We start from the raw sequence: 16502 nt of genomic DNA, 5'->3' as shown, positions 1-16502 counted from the left end.
TTGTTCAGATGAAACATGCGCTTGTAGCAATAGCCGCCATAATGTTTTCGACGGGCGCCTGGTCTCAGACGTGCGACACGCTCAGCAACAGGAGAGATAGTAAGATGCCAACACCAATCGAAATCGTCACCGCCTTTTGCGCTGCTATCCCTGAGGATAATGGGAAAGCCGCAATTCGGCGATGGTTTACCCCCAAGACGGTCTGGGTCAATGAAGGCGTGTCGACTACCACTGGCATCGAAGAGGCGATAGCTTTTCTTGAGCGGCCTGGCAGATCTCCGGACATCGCGGCAGTACATTTTGACATGCTTGCTATTGCTGCGCACGGAAATCGTGTGTTGACTGAGCGACTGGACCGTTTTGTACGCGCTGATGGGAGCGAGGTCGCGGCGGTGAAGTTGATGGGCATCTTTGAGGTAGAAGGCGATTGCATCGTCGCGTGGCGTGACTACTTCGACGTCAACTTCGCCAAAAAAATATCGAAAGATAAGTGATAGGCTCCGTAGCGGCTTAAATACACCAGGTAGAAACCCAAAGGCGGAACCCCGTGCTTACCGAACGACTGGATCGGTTCGAGCGCGCTGGACGGCAGCGAGATCGGAGCGGCGAAGGTGATGGGCATCCTTGAGCTGGACGGCGATCGCATCGTCGCGTGGCCTGATTACTTCGACGTCAGCCTCATCCGGAAAATCGCCAACGGTTGAGCGCAATCGCCCCGACTGCGCTCAAGGCCGAGTTAGGCCAATCGCGTCCGTGATCTGATCTCGCCGCGGGTCGAGCCGCATTAGCGTGTCGAAATTTGGCGTTTTCCTGCGCCTAATCCCCCGCCTCCTGAGGCTGCCCGAGCCGGATAGATGAAGCCCACAAGGAATTCTATGAATTTTTCTCACTGACGGCCGAGGGTATGGGGATGGCGGTGTCGGCGCTATCGTCATGGCGGGAGCAACGATCGTGAGTCGCTATAACGTCATTTAGAGTGTCAATAAATTCTTGGACCTCGCGCGCCTTGGCGCGAATTCGCTGGCTTGGCTCACCTCCGTGGATTTGATGAGCGCGCTACTGCATTCGCGATGACGCCAGAGAGCACATAGTAATTGCGGCGGATGCGATCCGGAAGGCATTGTCTAGCATCGCCGCGGAGGACGACTTGTATCTATTGGAAATCGCGCCCCGTGCGACGATGCCGTTCGAGATTGAAGTCCTGATGATCGTCACGCGTGTCGTTCATGCAGGGGCTCGTTCTTCTTGCGGCCGGACCGTCGCGCCGGCGGGATGGCCTGGGATAGATGTAGCTCAGGGTCCAGGCCCTTTCACCTCATCTTCGGACAGACCTTCGAGGTCGACAACAGGTCCTTTCAAAAGCCAATCCAAGGCGCGCGTGCAGGTGCAGGACATTCCAGACCTGCAGCGGTGCCGTAAAACGAGGCGGCGGAACGGTTTTGTTGAGCCACAAACACCGAAAAGCCTCCGGCGGGCATGCCGGAGGCTTCGGAGGTAATGAAGATGTGGCTTGTTTGCTCCTCTCGTCGTGACTGATTAGAAGTTACGTTGAGCGCGAAGGGTAAGCGTGTACGTGTCTTGGTCCTTGAACTCGTAGGCCACGCCACCGGGCTTCGGAGCGCCGGGTCCGGCGGCCGTCGTTACAGTACCGACGTACTTCTGATCGAGATGGGACCAGATGGCTTCCGCCGAGAACGTCAAGTTCTTGACGGGGGTCCAACGAGTAACCATGCCGAGCTGCCCGACATTGAAATCCGGGTTGCAGGCGTAGTCGGCAGAGAACGCCTTTCCGACTCCGTAGGCTGCACAATACGCGCCCTTCGCAGTGGTCAGATCGCCAACATTGCCTCCGTAGCGGACGGCCGAATAGCTGCCAAACAAGCTCGATGACCAGAAGGGATCCCAGTTATGATTGAACGCACCTCGGATTCCGTACGCTTCCGTCAGCTTCAACTGACCGTCACCCAAGAACCCAACAGCGCCAGTGGTGGCGCGGTTCGGAAGCCAAACAGCGTCCGTCGTCGCGCCGAATCCGATGCTCTGATACGCACCTGCTCGGCTAGTGCCACCGAACATCGCAAAACTCGGCGAGGCTGCGGCCGAAGAGATCACGTTCTTGGTATTACCCTTTGAGTAGCTCACGTCGATCTTGAAATCATCGTTAGCACCGGTCGGAATGTTCTTGATCTGCAAGGCTGCCATTACGGCTCCGCCCCATTTGGTATCTGGGTGACCGCCGATTTCCGATAGATTCGTCGGAGCTGCTGGTGGGAGACCAACTGCGCCGGCGGGAGCCGCCACACCGTTCAGGAAGTCGTAGGAACCGCTGACCTCATGCGCTGCCGCGGAAATCTGGAACAGGCCCCATGCCTGATCGACGCGGATGTTGCCGACGACGTCGGGGGCACGCACGCCAGCGTAGGCGTTGCCGGCTGTGCCCGCAAAGCCAAGGCCGTAGGCCAAATTGTAAACCGAAGTGCGGTTGTAGACCGTCGGGTCATCGAGACCGATAGTGGCGGAGACGCCATTTCCGAACTGGGCGGTGTACTGAATATTGTTGACACCAGTAACGGTGTCATGACCGCCGAGCAAGAACGCGGTGTTGTTGCCCGGAAAACCATGCCAGGGCGTCGCGTAGGCCGACGCTGACTTGCCGAAGGTGAAGCCAGCGAACTGGATGAACAGGTACTCAACCGCGACATAGCCGCCGCCCGGGGTGTGGAGCAAGCCGGAAGTGCCGGCCACAGGCAAGGTCGCGTTGATCGAGTTCGGACTGAACGTCGCGCCACCCAGCGTGTCAAAGGTAAAGTCAGCCTGACCGAAAGTGCGGACAACGCCATATTCGGTGGCGGTGCGGGTATCAACAGTGAGCGCCATACGCGAGCGGGTCGCAAAGTAGTCGCGATAGCGATTACCCTGACCGGGATCGCCTGACCAAGCGGGGGCTACTGTGGAGCCGCCGGCGTTGAAATTAGTCTCAGCGCGCAGATAACCGCCCAGCTTTATGCAGGTGTCGGTGCCGGGAATGTACCAGAAACCAGCGCCGTACAGGGAGCAGATCCTCACGTACTCGACCGCTTTGGCCTTGACGGGGAGATCGGCAGCCTGTGCCCCACTGACGGCAAGCAGACCCGCCGCTGAGCCAAGGATAAGGCTCTTAATTGTCTTCATGTCTAAACCTCCAAGTTGCTCTGAGGGAAGGTTCCGGAGCCGCTGGGTGATGCACCCTGAGGTTCGTTTCCTTGTCCCTTGAAAACGCCCAGCCATTTCCGCCTTCAGACACTCCCGCGTGAACGCGAGGGACCTGAGCAAACCGTCTGGAACGGGACGACTGAGAGGACCCCCTTCGTCACCAGAGCAAGGTACAGAACTTAATTCGCAAACTAAAGATGCGAACTTAGTTCGTCAATATTCTTCGTCAACATGTTGCCCTTTAGCAACATCGCTTCGGCTGACCTGCACCTCGATGGATCTAGCTTTCGGCTGCTACGCAACGGCCGCGACCGCCACTGTCTTCAGCGGAACCTTCAGACTTCCAGCAGAAGCTTCAGAACTGGCGAGTGAGCACCGGCCTGCGGGGCTTCATTCCCAAGCGCTATGGCACGGGTTGGAATCTCGTTTGATCGTTCCTGTCTCTCAGGGCGCCGGATGGGGTTGAGCCACTCCGCGCACGGAAAAGTGACCGGCCCACTGGCGGTGCGGGGTGTGCGCTTCTGTTGCTTGTATTCGGGGGGACGACCCAGTTATATGCCCGGGCGGACGATTCAATTCAGAAGATTGGAGCTCGCGGATGGCAACCCGAAAGAGGCCGCGCCTCTCATCATCAAAGGACTCTCCGGTTTCGAGCAAAGCAAAACAACCCGATATGGACCAAAAAGATAAGCTTCTAAGCGAATTCACGTGGAATCTAGTTGCGATAAACGTCTACCTCGAAGACATTCGCCGAATATGGGCGAGCGCGTTGGGCGTGAGTGGGCCGCAGTGGCTCATCTTGATGGCGATTAGCGATTTGGATACCGGCGCAGGCATCTCGGTTGGTCAAGTATCCACGAAAATTCATGCTTCTTCGACATTCGTCGCCATGCAATCGAAGAGTCTCGAGAATTCCGGATTTTTGGCTCGTGCAGTTTCTCCGAACGATGCGCGCGTGGTCCTCATGTCTCTCACCGAAAAATCTCGCACAGAGATCGCGAAGCTCTCCCTTCTGCGGACTAACCTCAGAGACAATATTTTTGCAGATATGACTGATCGCACTTTGAAAGAAATGACCGAAACGATGACGCTGATGAGGCGTCGAATCGAAAAGGCCGCGCTTCAGCTCGATCTCGATAACGCAAGAATCTAGCGTTAGACACGCAAGAGATTTCCTGGTCGCTCGAGCTGCCGTTCGGAAGTGCGTACCGCAAGTGTGATATGGCTATCTTTCATGGTGATTGGGGCCGGCCGTCTGCTGCACTTTCGCTGACCTATGACTGGCCACTACGGGTGAAGTCCCCCGCTCGGGTCGCAAGATCTCTACGCGGACCGTTCGGCTATCGCGTGGCTCGCCCGATAAATTAGATCCCAACCATATTGGCGCTGACGTGCTCCGTATAGAAGTGCGGTGCGACCGCTATCGGCAGATCATGCCACCAACACCCCACATTCGCGAGCGGCGACAGGCATTCCATGCAAAGTGCGAAGTACACGATAACCGTGGTCCCCTCGTTGTGTTGGCGCGGGTGGTTTTCTCGCCTACACTCCACTATTAAGCACCAGTTCTCGATTGATAGAAGCGTCTGCACAGGCGCTGCAATGCGTGTTTGAGTTCGGCACGGCCTCGACTCAAATTTCGTCGGCTTCAGGCCGGGTCACTTTTGTCCACAGTCCATTCACGCTCCCGTACAGCGCGAAGACGCCCAAAAGCCAACAAAATTCCGAGCACTGATTTAGTTGTGAGGAGGAAACTTCCGTTCTTCGCCCGTCGGTCTTGCGGCCGTTTCTGAATGTCCTCGATGAGTTAGCGGTGATGGTCCCGCGAAGGGTCGTTTGAACGGCGAAGCCCCATCGAACAACATACGGACAAGGACGCGCGAATGATGCCGACCAGCGCATCAACCAGCCGCAGGACTACCGGCATGTTGAACCTGACAAACTTGTGCTGACATTCTTGCAGAGCTTAGACAAGCTCTCGCGCCCATTCCGAATACCATGACCAATCACGAAGGGCTCTAGGGACGAACGATGCCAATCTTCGACACTATCCAGTCAAAAATGAATTCTTTGCCGAGGGTTGGGTTGTCGGCTTGACCATGGGAAGCGCCGGTGTCTTCGGCAGAAAAGACCCTCAAGTCGATGTTAGCACCGCCCGTCCGTCGACGCTTATACAGATCGGTCGCTGTTTTCGCGTCGATAAAGTCATGTTCTCCCACCGTGACCAGGTACGGACAGTTAATATTGCCGGCAAAGCCACAATCCATTATTTTGGCGCTGTTGCCAGGCTGATCGTCATCGTCTGCGCCGAACAGCCAATTTGACAAGAAGATGCGTTCGTTTTGGTCCCACAAACCGCCATCACATACCGCGGCCACGAATCGATCGTCAGAACTGGCGGCGCGAGACGCGTATGATCCGCCAATACCATCCCCATATAAAACAAGCCGCTTGTGATCGACATCGTCTCGGGTCAGCAAATAGTCCACGCAACGGCTGATCGCTACTTCCTGATCATGACGTCCGGTTAGCTTATTCTGCCTGACCGCTGCTCCTTGCCCGGGAAGGTCAACCACGAGAAGGGACAAACTCCTCGCAAACGCATGACGCGGAATCTTATAGAGTTGCTCGTCTTTACATGCGTCCGGTCCTCCAAAGCATAGGACCGCCGGTGCTTTGGCCGGTGCATTCGGCGCTCGCAGAAGGTACCCGGGCAGAAATTGATCGCCCTCGAAGGGGATTTGCACAATCTCGCCTGGTGGCGTGAGGTGCTTCAGATACAAGCGGGAGCACATCTCGATCTGATCAAAGATGGCCAGATACCTTTCGTCCTGGGGCCTTAAAAAATATTGCGCCGACCGGTAATAGTTCGACGCCCGCAGCCAGTTGCTCCTGGCAGTTTCGATAAAACCTTGCCGAAGCGCTTCGTCGCCGCGTTTCTTGTTGACCTCGCCGATTCTTCTCCATTCTCGATACCAGCTTTCGCCATCGCCGACATTGATGCGCGCTGCCGTCGAGAAGCACTCGGAAATGGTGCTGGCACCTTCCTGGGCGCTTCCAAGCAGCCGCATGAACTGGAAGCTATAATCCTCATGACCTGGCCAGTGCGTCCAGCCAGCGGGTTCATATCGTGCCGTGGATGTCCCGCACTGACACTTATACATAGCGACGCACTTTCCTGTCAGAGCGCAATCAAAAGCGGAGACATTTGTCATGGACGGCGCCATTGTCTCAAAGCTCTGCCGCTGTTCCGCAATAGACGACGTCTCTTTTTTCCAGGATGTAGCACCGGTCTCTGAGAGACAGAACCAATTGCAGACTCCGTTCCGCCAGCACGACGGACAGTCCAACTTCTTTCAACGTTCGGATGTTTTTCGAATATATTTACGACGATGAGCGGAGCGAAATCTTTGGATGGCTCATCCAATAGCAATAAATCAGCGCTCGATGTTAGCGTCCGCGCGATGGTCAAGTTCAGTTGTTGGCCGGCGCTGAGCAAGCCGCCCTTTCGTTCGCTGAACCACGCAAGATCCGGAACGAGTTCGTAGGCCCACTCTTTGTCCAAGCCTCGTCCGCCCATGCGCAGCGGCAAGTAGGCGACGTCAAGATCTTCCCAGAGGGTCACGCCGGAGAAGATGCGCCGATCTTCCGGTACGTAGCTGATGCCGTCCGGGGTATTAAGATGAGGGCCGCGACGCGGGGCGCGACGAGATTGTTGCACTGGTCGGTGACAACGGCGTTGGAAAATCACATCGGTTTGAATTCCTATTGTCTTTTCAGATAGTCCTCTGCCGATCTGCGCAAGCATCTTCCCCTCCTCCAGTTAGATCATCCTCCAATTGTCTTCTTGATGTGTGCCCCGTATCTTCGAGGCTTCGTCTGATGTCGCCACAGCTATCGGGACTAGTCTCCGCACTGTTGCGGTCTAGCCTCGATATTTGCAGTCTAGCCTCGGTATTCTGGTCTGACCAAAGCTGCGCTACAGATTATGGATGCTCCGATATCGAACCGCACGAGGCTGCGGTACCCGGGAGGTTGTCGCTGTAGGAGAATTCGGCTGAGGTCCGCGGGCAACAACGGTCGTATCGACAGCGCCTGCTGCAATCGCGATGGACACTCCTGAGACGAGGGCGCGATGGGACAGGAACACGGGTCACCTCCTTGGTGATTTCCGGCGCGCTTCCGCGGGGTCCATATCATGGCTCGGAAAGCGAGCACTCCGCCGATGAATTTGGAATTCTGACAGCTGAATGTCCACAAACGACTCCGTTCGTTCGAGCAAGAAATGTTTTTATATAGCTTAGTCAACACAGGTAGTCTACTTAAATTCGATTTCAAGCTTCGGCCGATTGCGTTGCCGCGAACGGGCCTGGTCCGATGCCAACGACCTTGATGCCTTCCAGAGGGCCGATGAGATTACTCACCTTTCTTGTCAGCGTGGATCGTGTCACACGCCACGCGGGCGGTGCTTCCGGGTCAGCATTGTTCGAACCCACGCACCCGGGCTGATTGTAAACTTTCTATTGTGTGTTAACCAACAAGTTTTTGATTGACCGCAAGGTGGCCCTTCGAAATAATGGAGGCTTCATTCCACCGAGACACCCAGAAATCCCTTTGGTCAGACCCACCAGGTGAAACCCTCCACGGTTTCCCGCGCGGTATCGAGGGTGTTCACCAGCGCGGATTCGTCCGCATAGCCGAGCGACATTCCGCAAACCAGCATCTCGTCGGCACGGGCGCGTCAAAGAAGCGGTAATTGCGTTGTGCCTGCGCGTGCATCTTGTCCTTCTCGCCTTACGGATGCCGAGAAGGCCATACAGGCTCCAGCCGTCATGACGCCGTCGGTCGATGTAAGGCGAGACCCAGTCTTTCGGGTAGTAGTCGTACCGGTACTCTGCGGCCCGAGTCGGATCGGCATAGACGGCGTCGTGCACGGAGCAAACCTGAGCGACGAGGGTCGCGCCGATCGTCTTGCAGCACATACACCTTTCAGGGTTGCGTATTCGTGCCGGACGCGGCCCGGTTCGAGACCCGCAGGATCTCTTCGATGTCGCTGCGCGCAACGGGCTTGTCACGAAAGAACGCGCGGCATGAGAAGCTGCTCTCGATTGCGACATGCACACTTGCGGGGTCTTGCACGACGGTCTTGACTGGGGACGCAGTCATCGCATTGCCACCAGCACAGTCCCGAGATTGTCCGGGAGGCGCGCCGAAGGCATCCGTCGGTTATGCAGGCGGCCTCGAAATCGCTTCGGCTGCATTATTCTCACTTTCCCCTGCAAATCGTTTCGAGACCCGGCCGGCGCACTGCCCATCGGGCGGCTGGACGGTTCCGGTCTTCCTCAGCTCGGCCAGCTTCTCAGCCGAGACACCTGCGAGTTCCCGCAGGACTTCCTTCGTGTGCGCACCCAAGTCGGGGCCCGCGTGCACCTTGGGTGCCGGCGTCCGGCTGAACCTCGGCTGCTCCGCTGGCATCTGCAACGCCGCGAGCCTCGGGTGCTCCACAGTGACGATGGCCTCGCCACGCGTCGTACTGGACGGTTGATCTTCAAAGATGCGAAGTGCAGCAACGTAGATTATGTCTCTCATGCCATCGCTCATCGCGAGCTCCTACCTCCATCGCGACTGCTTCGTGCCGCAAATGCTTGTTCGACCATTGAAACCACCTGCTCCTTGTTTTTGCGCAAGTTGGTAATGCGACCTTGCGCTAGGCGCTGTTGAGCCAGACCACGTAGGACACCAACTACGAATTCGACGCCTAGCTTGATATCCACATCTGGTCGCACCTCGCCCTTCGCAATGCCTATGCGCAAATTTTCCTCTAGCCAAGCAACGATCGGACGGCTGCTTTCGTGAACAATATCGAGGGTCTCGGACTCCTCAAGCAATGTCTCAGCTAACAACAGCAGATTTGCGCGGGTATTTACCCACTCCGCGTCGGTGCGTCCGAAGTACACGCGTACGTAGCCCAACACCGCCTGTAGTCCCGGAGTCGAGGGCGGCGCCTCTTGTATTTTTTCTGTGAACGATTGATGTAAGCGCAATACCAAAGCGCGCAGTAAGCCGGCCTTATTGCCGAATTGATGCGTCGCCTGGCCCCGGCTGTACCCGGCTGCCTCGCCGATCTCCGCCAGCGTCATTCCCACCCAGCCTTTCCGCGAGAGTAAGTCGATTGCCGCGGCGAGAAGCCGCTCTTCCGATTCGGATCGACGCTCTTCCTGGGTCCGTCGCCGCAGCGGTGCGCTTGATTTCTTCGGTGCGGCGCGTACGCGTGCCCCAGAACCTAATTTCGCGAAAGAGACAGTTTTATCTTCGCCAATTTCGCGCAGCACTGCCTGCGCTGCGTCTTGCGCCGCTCGCCCTTTTCCCACCGTCAAACTCCTTAAGTTGCTCAATCATTTTATGCTCAACCCTTCGGCAATGCATGCTTTTTTTGCGAGTTGCCCCTCAAGTCGCTACACGGAATCGACTGAATCGACGGCAGCTGACATCGCGAGCGTGGCGGTCAAGAGTTTTGGTGGTCGGTCCGCCTCGGGAGCGCCCCAGCGCCTGATCTTCGGCCCCCTTTTCCGCTTGCGGCCCGATGGCAATGAGAGAAGTACGTCGACAAACACCATTGCGAGAACTGGAAGCCCGCTTGACGGGGACCAGAATATTCACAGCTAATCTCCGGTATTGATACTGTCCGCGCTGCCGATGCGCCGCCATTGGGACATCGCGCCCTGATTCCCCGCATCGCGCTGGCCTACTTGACGAAGACTGTCGATATCCACGGGACTCCGGCGACAATGAGAAGTCCAGCACCGAGCGCAGCCATATGCGGCCATATCACCTTCGAGGCGTCCGCGGGATCCACCTTTCCGATCGCGCAAGCGCTGTGGAAGCCGATACCGAACGAGGGCGAGAACAGGCCGAAGCCCATCGCGAGGATCGCGACTATCGCGTACTGCACTTCATGAACACCAAGTGCGCGGGCGACGGGGAACAGCATGGGTCCGAAAAGCACCATCGCTGGAATCCCTCAAGCAGGCTCCCCAGAATGATGAAGGCGACGATCGACGCCAACATGGAGACCGGCGCTCTGCCTGGCAGGGATCGAATGATGGACACCAGGTCTCGCGACAGGCCGGATTGCTAGGCGCCCAATCCCATCGCGGACGCCGTCAGCAACCCACGATCAGGTGAAGAGTAGAACGCTGTAATTACCAGTCGAAACAATCTTTGATTGTATTCAGCAGATGAGGCCGGTGAAGGCGCAAAGCACCAATGACGCCGCGACGACGTCCCGGAGCCTGCATCGTGAGAGCAACTGCTAGGCAGCAATCGGAATCATGAGGACGAAACCCCGAAAACATCGCCACGGCTCGCCAAAAATTGGAAATTCCCAGTGCTGGGGTCGTGATGGCTCTCTCGTCACGCGCGTACTCGAGTGCGAGGTGCGCAACTATGAGCAGGAAGATTAGGGGAATCAAGATGGCGAAGGCTCTGAGCATCCACCGGACAGACGCGGGGAAGCGGTCCACGACGGTGGAGAGCCGCATGTGTCCGTCGCGCGCCGGGGCCATGCTCGAGCCAATCACGAGCCAGGACACTATGGCAACCTCGTCGACATAACGCGACAGCACACTCAGCAAGAGCAGGCCGGTTTGACCGACGATGATCGCGCGGATGCGAACTCGATGACTGCCAGCGCCTCGCCGCAAGCCATGCGGCGCTAGCTCGCAGGCGACGGGCGCGTCGGCTCCGCAGTGGTTGGCAAAGCTGTGATGTGGCCGCCTGCCGTCGCGGGCTACACGAAGGATTGAACAGACTGGTCTTTGGCGCGGACTGCATCATCACCCGGGCCCTCCATCAGCTCAGTTTTCCCGTGTACCGTTCGAGAACCGCCCATGCTTCCGAACCAAATTTACTCTGCCATTCACCATAGAAGCCGGATGCAGCCAGTACCTTGCGGAACGGTGCAGGGTCCGGCCGGGTGAAGACCATCCCCTTCTTTTCGAGTTCCGGCACCAGGTCCGTCGCTTGCTGCTGGGTGAACCTGCGCTGCTCCTCAGCGACGGCATCGAAATTGCGGATGAAGATGTCCTGCAAATCCGATGGCAGGCGGCTCCATACCTTGGCGTTGACGACCTGCCACGGTCCATCCCAGAGGTGATTGGTCATCGAGCACTGCTTCTGAACCTCATAGAGCTTCAGCGAGTCGATGCCAGTCAACGGTAGCTCGCATCCGTCTGCGATGCCTGCCTGCAGCGCCGAGTACAGCTCGGCGACGTTGATCGCCGCCGGTGAGCTGCCCAATGCGCGGAACGTCGACACAAAGATGGGACTGACCGGAACCCGAATCTTGAGACCCTTCAAGTCGTCGGGGGAAGAGATCCGCTTGGATGCGGTGAAGACCTGTCGAAAGCCACCGTCCCACATCTTCGTAGCCACATGCAGGCCTAAGGGTGCCAGGGACTTGCGAACGAGGGTTCCCACATCGCCATCCATTGCATCCCATACGGTCGCGTATTCCTTGAAAGCAAATGTCACGGTATTGATTCCCGCAACCGGGGCCAACGTGGACAAGGTCGTACCCTGCAGAGCGACCATCTCCACTGCGCCGGAGCGGACTTGCGACAGCAGATCGGTACTGGAGCCAAGCTGGTTCGCGGGAAATATCTCAATGCGCAGACGCCCATTGCTTTCGCTGGCGATCTTCTCCGCCGCCTTGCGCGCGTATACGACGGTAGGGAAGGTTTCCGGCACGTCCGTGCCTAACTTGAACTTGATCCCCTCACGTTGCGCCAGTGCGGGGAAGCCCAAGGTTGAGCCCGCCGTCGCGGCAATGCCCCTCACCACCGTCCGGCGGCTGACGTCGTTCATGTCTGTCTCCTCCCAGCTGATTTTTTCAGTTAGCGACGGCCGAAATCACCAGTGCAAAATAGATGCACCAGGTCAAAACAGATCCAATTCTGTCACTTGTTGGTTGTATGTCAAATTTTTAACAAAGACCGCAACGAGTAATCAGCCAGAGAATGTCAAGGTTGTGGTAGACCTGCGCTTGACGTTAGTTGATCTAGGTATGGTTCACACACGGGCGAGACCGGGACGAAATGCGCTGGCCCCTCCCCTTCCAGGCGCCGATGACCGGCCTGGCCATGTCGTTTAACTCCACTTTCAGGGAGCTTGTTAGATGCCGATCATCGATTCCCAGGTCCATACCTATGAGGCGAACACGCCGAGACGGCCTTGGCACCGCACGCCTAACGCGCCCACGTTCAATTGGCACGATCACGTTACGGGCGACGAGATGGTGGCTGCGATGGACAAGGTCGGCGTCGACGGCGCCGTGATCGTCTCTCCGATATCCCTGTACCAATACGACGCCAGCTATGCGGTCGAGGTGCAAAGAGCCCATCCTGGCCGGTTTGCGTTGGTCAAGCCGGTCGATTCGCACGACCCGACCGTGGCCGATGCCATCGCCGACTGGAAGAAGACGCCGGGGGCGGTCGGGATCCGCGTCCTGATGGGAATCGAACCCGCAGGTGTTCCGAACCCCGCCGGGATAGACCGAATTCTGCGCGAAGCAGCCCGGCAGGACCTGCCGGTTAATTTCTTCTGCTGGCGTAACCTGGATGCAGCTGTGGAACTGATCGATCGTCATCCCAACACGCGATTCGTTATCGACCATTTGGGAATTCCACAGCCGCTTACACCCCCCGCCCCACCTGAGCCTTGGGCCGACCTGCTCAAGGTGCTGGAGCTCGCCAAGCGCCCCAATGCGGTGATCAAGGTGACCGGTGCCTGCACACTGTCCAGTCAACCATATCCTTTCCCGGACATCTGGGATCCGCTCGCCCGGATCTTCGAGGCGTGGGGTTTCGACCGTTGCCTATGGGGCACCGACTGGACGCGTGCCTTCGCGGTGGTCAACTATGAACAGGCCGTCGTCCCCTTCCGCCAGACAGCGCGCCTGAGCGAGAGCGAGCGGGCGATGTTGATGGGCGGTGCGTGCTCCAAGGTCTATGGCTGGTCGCCGACAAAGGATCAGTAGGTATCCTGCAGACGAATGACGAACTTGATCGTCCTCCCTGGCTGCCCGAACGCAGGACCGAATGCGGACGCTGCGGCCGCGAAAACGAGTGAATGCTTGAGAAACGTACGGCGAGTAGTCACTTTTTCACTTTAGTCTCCAGATCGAATAGAACAGTAAGAACATCTGGGGCAGGCACTACGCCAAATTGCGATGTGCCTGCATTCGGCCGTTGTGAGAACTAGGCCTTCGGCAGCAACTGCTTCGCAATCATGTTGCGCTGGATTTCGTTCGCACCCTCGAAAATCCGCATGACCCTCAAGTCGCGGTACACGCGTTCAACCACCATGCCCCTGATATAGCCGGCGCCCCCGAAGATTTGCAGGGCCTTGTCCGCAATGCGATTGGCAGCTTCCGTGCAGAACACCTTGGCAAAGGAGGACTTCAAGCGCACGTCCACACCGTTTTCCAGGCACCAAGCGGCTTCCAGCAACAGCAGCCGCGCCGCATGCTGCTCCATGGCCATATCCGCCAGCATGTGCTGCAGAACTTGATGGCTTGACAGCGGCTGGCCAAAGGTCACGCGATCCTTAGAATACTGCAGCGCGTGCTCGTAGGCAATCTGGCTGCCCCCCAGGGCTTGGCAGCCGACATTGACGCGGGCTTCATTCAGCCCCGAAACTGCGTAATAAAAGCCGCGATTCTCTTCGCCGAGCAGGTTTTCCGCAGGGATTTCGCAGTTGTCGAACGTGAGCCCGTAAACGCCATTGGTCATGAAGCCCATCGTGCGAATGGGCTTGCTCATGCTGAATCCGGGAGTTTGCGGCTCTACGAGAAAGGCCGATACACCGTCGCGCCCCTTGCTCTTGTCGGTCTTGGCCAACACCAGGAACACATCGCCGCGTTCGGCATTCGAGATGTATGTCTTGAAGCCGTTCAGCACCCATCGGTCGCCTTTCTTCACGGCAGTCGTCCTCATCGCTGCCACGTCCGATCCGGCGTCGGGTTCGGTGAGTGCGAAGCAGACCGTCGCGCCGGCCACGATCCGCGGCAGCCACTGGTTCCTTTGCTTCGGGGTGCCGTGCAGGAGCAGCAATTGGGGGATGGGCCCCAATGCCTGACGAATCGAGGGCCAGAACTGGGGAGGCATGCGCCCGAGCTCCAGTTGAATCAGCGCCAAACTGACCTTGTCGACTTTGGTGCCACCGAATTCCTCAGGGATCGACAGCCCGTAGTACCCCAGCGCCCGCAGCGTCGCGTCCACCTCTTGCGGCACCACATTGGTCTCGTGAAAGTGCGGCTCATGCTTGAGGATGTCGTCGACCACTTCCCGGGTAGACGCCTGCAAGGCGAGCGAGTCGTCCGAAATCTTGAAGTCCATGTTAGTCCTTTGCGTGTGTCGTAATTAGCGAAAGGTAAGCACCCGGCACTTGAATCTCTCGGCGTGCGCAAGCAGCCTGGTATTCGCAGACGAGCCGCGCAGCCAGCACGGCGACGTCGGGGATGTCCTCAATGAGATCGATACCTTGCCCACCACTCCAGATGTCCCGCCACGGCCGGATGTCGGTCGGCAGATGGTCGAAGCGTCCGGCGCCGGGCCTCTGGAGCGTCTCGATGTTGATACCGCAGCGCTTTAGCGATGGCTTCAGCCAGTTCGCAGACACACCGGTGATGTTGGGCGTGTACACCAGGTCCTCCGAGGTCGATTCAACAAGCATCTGCTTGTATTCGGCAGGAGCATTCGCCTCTGTAGTGGCAATGAAACGAGTTCCCATGTACGCATAGTTAGCGCCCAAAACTTCTGCGGCCCGTACACCTGCGCCCGTCGAGATCCCCCCCGCCATCACCAGGGGGCCCTGAAATGTCGCCCGAATTTTCTCGATCAACGTCAGATGCGACAAACGTCCGGAGTGGCCGCCGCCTCCCGAACCGATTGCGATAAGGCCGTCGACCCCTTGGCCAATCGCCTTCTTGGCAAATTCCAAGCTAATGACGTCGTGGAGCACCCCCATGCTCTTCGAATGCGCGACGCGCACGATTTCGCGCGGCCCGCCGCCGACACTGATGACAGTATCCACGCCGTAACCGGCTGCAAGCTGCAAAGTGTCTTCAAGGTCAGCCGCTGGCAACTTTGCGGAAACGTTCACTACAAGCGGGCCCACCTTGATGGAACGGGCCAGCGCTTCCTTGCGAGCGGAATGGATAGTCTCAAGCCAGCCGTCGAACTGCTCGAGAGTTCTGGCATTGTGTCGCGGCAGCACGCCCACGAGCCCCGCGAGACAAGCCTCCGTTACCAGTTCAGGGCCGGTGACGAGGAACATGGGTGCGCAGATAACGGGAAGTGAGAGCTCGGAGCGGTTAAACATGGCTGATCTAGCTTTGAGCAAGTAGGAACTTCAGGGCAGTTGGCTATGGCGACGCCTTCGGCTTGCGCCAGTTCTGCCCGCTGAAACCTTTGAACAACAGCGGACTTCCCGACGAAACGTTGGACAGCATCAGCGTGGTATTCGGTGCCAATGGCGATGGCCTGGGCGAGTGCCTCCGCCTGCGCCATCGCGGCCTGGCTCGACTCAGAGGTCTGGTTGAGCAACTGCTTTGTGAGTCCCACTGCGGCAACGGAGGCCAGCCTCATCTTGTGTGCGAGTTCGGTGGCCGCTTCGATAGCTTCGCCTTCGGGCACCAAGTCGTAGACGATGCCCATGGCTTTGGCCTCTTCGGCACCCAGCACCCGCGCCGAGAAAATTAACTCCTTGGCGCGCTGCAACCCCACGATGCGAGGCAGCATGAAGAGGATGGACGTGTCCGGCACCAACCCCATGCGGCCGAAAGCTGCGCAAAACTCGACTTTGGCGTCGCGATGATGAAGTCGGCCGCCAGCGCAATGCTGAATCCAGCCCCGAAAGCAGGCCCGTCAACCGCCGCGATGACGGGCATCTCGAGCTTGAGGAGGTCGCGGAACCAGTCCTGGATGTCCGTCATTCGGCTGTGCATCATTAGGCCGGTCTTCTTGGTGACCATTCCCTTTACGTCACCACCGCCGCAGAAGGCGCCGCTCCGCCCGCCAATCACCAGCGCTCTTACGTCGAGTTCCTTATGGTCGATGCCCATGCGCAAGCGCCTGATGACGTCAGCGATCTCCACCCGCATGGCGTCGTCGAGCGCATTCTTGGCCTCCGGACGGTTCAAGTGGAGAAAGGCAACGCCGTCGTCGACAGCAAAATCGATTGCTTCATAGATCATTCACATACCCAGGGTGTGACTAAAAACTCCACAGGCGTCGCACAGGCAATGGTGC

The 16502-nt window shown here is 58.0% G+C and carries 16 protein-coding genes and 1 pseudogene; 4 read left to right on the top strand and 13 right to left on the bottom strand.

Translation table 11 applies throughout. The features are described from left to right. The first annotated feature begins 104 nt into the window (after nt 1-104). Both IVB22_RS11765 and IVB22_RS41515 read left to right on the top strand, forming a co-directional pair. Nucleotides 105-494 (top strand): limonene-1,2-epoxide hydrolase, encoded by a 390-nt coding sequence (locus IVB22_RS11765; RefSeq protein ID WP_247517479.1) that lies wholly within the window; start codon nt 105-107, stop codon nt 492-494. Between the two features lie 120 nt (nt 495-614). Further along, a complete protein-coding gene (locus IVB22_RS41515) occupies nt 615-704 on the top strand; it encodes a limonene-1,2-epoxide hydrolase family protein (protein WP_276576911.1) in 90 nt (29 codons plus the stop codon). An 832-nt stretch (nt 705-1536) separates the two neighbouring features. On the opposite strand, the gene IVB22_RS11760 is transcribed toward IVB22_RS41515, so the two are convergent. Continuing rightward, nucleotides 1537-3171, bottom strand: a complete 1635-nt coding sequence (locus IVB22_RS11760; protein ID WP_247517478.1) for a porin — start codon at nt 3169-3171, stop codon at nt 1537-1539. Nucleotides 3172-3790: 619 nt separating this feature from the next. Between IVB22_RS11760 and IVB22_RS11755 the strand changes: the two genes are divergently transcribed. Further along, nucleotides 3791-4345 carry a MarR family winged helix-turn-helix transcriptional regulator gene (locus IVB22_RS11755; protein WP_247517477.1) on the top strand — a complete coding sequence of 185 codons (555 nt, stop codon included), beginning with the start codon at nt 3791-3793 and terminating at the stop codon, nt 4343-4345. A gap of 865 nt (nt 4346-5210) precedes the next feature. On the opposite strand, the gene IVB22_RS11750 is transcribed toward IVB22_RS11755, so the two are convergent. From IVB22_RS11750 to IVB22_RS11725, 7 genes and pseudogenes are all read right to left on the bottom strand, one after another. After that, nucleotides 5211-6407: a S9 family peptidase gene (locus IVB22_RS11750; protein ID WP_247517476.1), complete on the bottom strand. Its 1197-nt coding sequence runs from the start codon at nt 6405-6407 to the stop codon at nt 5211-5213. Next, nucleotides 6404-7000 (bottom strand): ATP-binding cassette domain-containing protein, encoded by a 597-nt coding sequence (locus IVB22_RS11745; protein ID WP_247517475.1) that lies wholly within the window; start codon nt 6998-7000, stop codon nt 6404-6406. The genes IVB22_RS11750 and IVB22_RS11745 overlap by 4 nt, the downstream gene beginning before the upstream one ends. Before the next feature lie 1418 nt (nt 7001-8418). Continuing rightward, nucleotides 8419-8793, bottom strand: coding sequence for a hypothetical protein (locus IVB22_RS11740; RefSeq protein WP_247517474.1), 375 nt, complete (start codon nt 8791-8793; stop codon nt 8419-8421). After that, a complete protein-coding gene (locus tag IVB22_RS11735) occupies nt 8790-9587 on the bottom strand; it encodes a TetR/AcrR family transcriptional regulator (protein ID WP_247517473.1) in 798 nt (265 codons plus the stop codon). Before IVB22_RS11735 ends, IVB22_RS11740 begins: the two co-directional genes overlap by 4 nt. Nucleotides 9588-9937: 350 nt before the next feature. Then, nucleotides 9938-10326, bottom strand: a pseudogene (locus IVB22_RS11730) (TRAP transporter large permease subunit); the annotation flags it as partial. 68 nt (nt 10327-10394) lie between these two features. Then, entirely contained in the window at nt 10395-10772 is a 378-nt protein-coding gene (locus tag IVB22_RS41895) for a TRAP transporter small permease subunit (RefSeq protein WP_374207525.1), read from the bottom strand. A 271-nt stretch (nt 10773-11043) separates the two neighbouring features. Continuing rightward, nucleotides 11044-12057, bottom strand: a complete 1014-nt coding sequence (locus IVB22_RS11725) for a TRAP transporter substrate-binding protein (RefSeq protein ID WP_247517471.1) — start codon at nt 12055-12057, stop codon at nt 11044-11046. A 310-nt stretch (nt 12058-12367) separates the two neighbouring features. Here IVB22_RS11725 and IVB22_RS11720 point away from each other — a divergent pair, with 310 nt between their 5' ends. Continuing rightward, nucleotides 12368-13228: an amidohydrolase gene (locus IVB22_RS11720; RefSeq protein WP_247517470.1), complete on the top strand. Its 861-nt coding sequence runs from the start codon at nt 12368-12370 to the stop codon at nt 13226-13228. Here the strand turns inward: IVB22_RS11720 and IVB22_RS41890 are convergent. From IVB22_RS41890 to IVB22_RS41365, 5 genes are all read right to left on the bottom strand, one after another. Continuing rightward, the gene (locus IVB22_RS41890; protein ID WP_374207504.1) at nt 13222-13350 is read right to left on the bottom strand and encodes a twin-arginine translocation signal domain-containing protein; all 129 of its coding nucleotides are present in this window, start codon (nt 13348-13350) and stop codon (nt 13222-13224) included. The genes IVB22_RS11720 and IVB22_RS41890 overlap by 7 nt on opposite strands. A gap of 98 nt (nt 13351-13448) precedes the next feature. Next, nucleotides 13449-14588, bottom strand: a complete 1140-nt coding sequence (locus tag IVB22_RS11715) for an acyl-CoA dehydrogenase family protein (RefSeq protein ID WP_247517469.1) — start codon at nt 14586-14588, stop codon at nt 13449-13451. A gap of 1 nt (nt 14589) precedes the next feature. Then, nucleotides 14590-15528, bottom strand: coding sequence for a nitronate monooxygenase family protein (locus tag IVB22_RS11710; RefSeq protein ID WP_247517468.1), 939 nt, complete (start codon nt 15526-15528; stop codon nt 14590-14592). Beyond that, nucleotides 15498-16016 carry an enoyl-CoA hydratase/isomerase family protein gene (locus tag IVB22_RS41370; protein ID WP_256467404.1) on the bottom strand — a complete coding sequence of 173 codons (519 nt, stop codon included), beginning with the start codon at nt 16014-16016 and terminating at the stop codon, nt 15498-15500. Before IVB22_RS41370 ends, IVB22_RS11710 begins: the two co-directional genes overlap by 31 nt. After that, nucleotides 15950-16447: an enoyl-CoA hydratase/isomerase family protein gene (locus IVB22_RS41365; RefSeq protein WP_256467403.1), complete on the bottom strand. Its 498-nt coding sequence runs from the start codon at nt 16445-16447 to the stop codon at nt 15950-15952. Before IVB22_RS41365 ends, IVB22_RS41370 begins: the two co-directional genes overlap by 67 nt. Nucleotides 16448-16502: the final 55 nt, after the last annotated feature.

This window comes from Bradyrhizobium sp. 190, assembly GCF_023073415.1.
In the GTDB taxonomy this organism is placed as follows: domain Bacteria; phylum Pseudomonadota; class Alphaproteobacteria; order Rhizobiales; family Xanthobacteraceae; genus Bradyrhizobium.
The sequence above is the reverse complement of the archived record's forward strand: the minus strand, read 5'-3'. Positions and strand labels throughout refer to the sequence as shown.

Coding starts and splice junctions, on each gene's coding strand:
- IVB22_RS11745 (WP_247517475.1), bottom strand. CDS start 7,000: ATGCTTGCGCAGATCGGCAGAGGACTATCTGAAAAGACAATAGGAATT.
- IVB22_RS11765 (WP_247517479.1), top strand. CDS start 105: ATGCCAACACCAATCGAAATCGTCACCGCCTTTTGCGCTGCTATCCCT.
- IVB22_RS41365 (WP_256467403.1), bottom strand. CDS start 16,447: ATGATCTATGAAGCAATCGATTTTGCTGTCGACGACGGCGTTGCCTTT.
- IVB22_RS11755 (WP_247517477.1), top strand. CDS start 3,791: ATGGCAACCCGAAAGAGGCCGCGCCTCTCATCATCAAAGGACTCTCCG.
- IVB22_RS11740 (WP_247517474.1), bottom strand. CDS start 8,793: ATGAGCGATGGCATGAGAGACATAATCTACGTTGCTGCACTTCGCATC.
- IVB22_RS11760 (WP_247517478.1), bottom strand. CDS start 3,171: ATGAAGACAATTAAGAGCCTTATCCTTGGCTCAGCGGCGGGTCTGCTT.
- IVB22_RS11720 (WP_247517470.1), top strand. CDS start 12,368: ATGCCGATCATCGATTCCCAGGTCCATACCTATGAGGCGAACACGCCG.
- IVB22_RS11710 (WP_247517468.1), bottom strand. CDS start 15,528: ATGTTCCTCGTCACCGGCCCTGAACTGGTAACGGAGGCTTGTCTCGCG.
- IVB22_RS11725 (WP_247517471.1), bottom strand. CDS start 12,057: ATGAACGACGTCAGCCGCCGGACGGTGGTGAGGGGCATTGCCGCGACG.
- IVB22_RS11715 (WP_247517469.1), bottom strand. CDS start 14,588: ATGGACTTCAAGATTTCGGACGACTCGCTCGCCTTGCAGGCGTCTACC.
- IVB22_RS41515 (WP_276576911.1), top strand. CDS start 615: ATGGGCATCCTTGAGCTGGACGGCGATCGCATCGTCGCGTGGCCTGAT.
- IVB22_RS11750 (WP_247517476.1), bottom strand. CDS start 6,407: ATGACAAATGTCTCCGCTTTTGATTGCGCTCTGACAGGAAAGTGCGTC.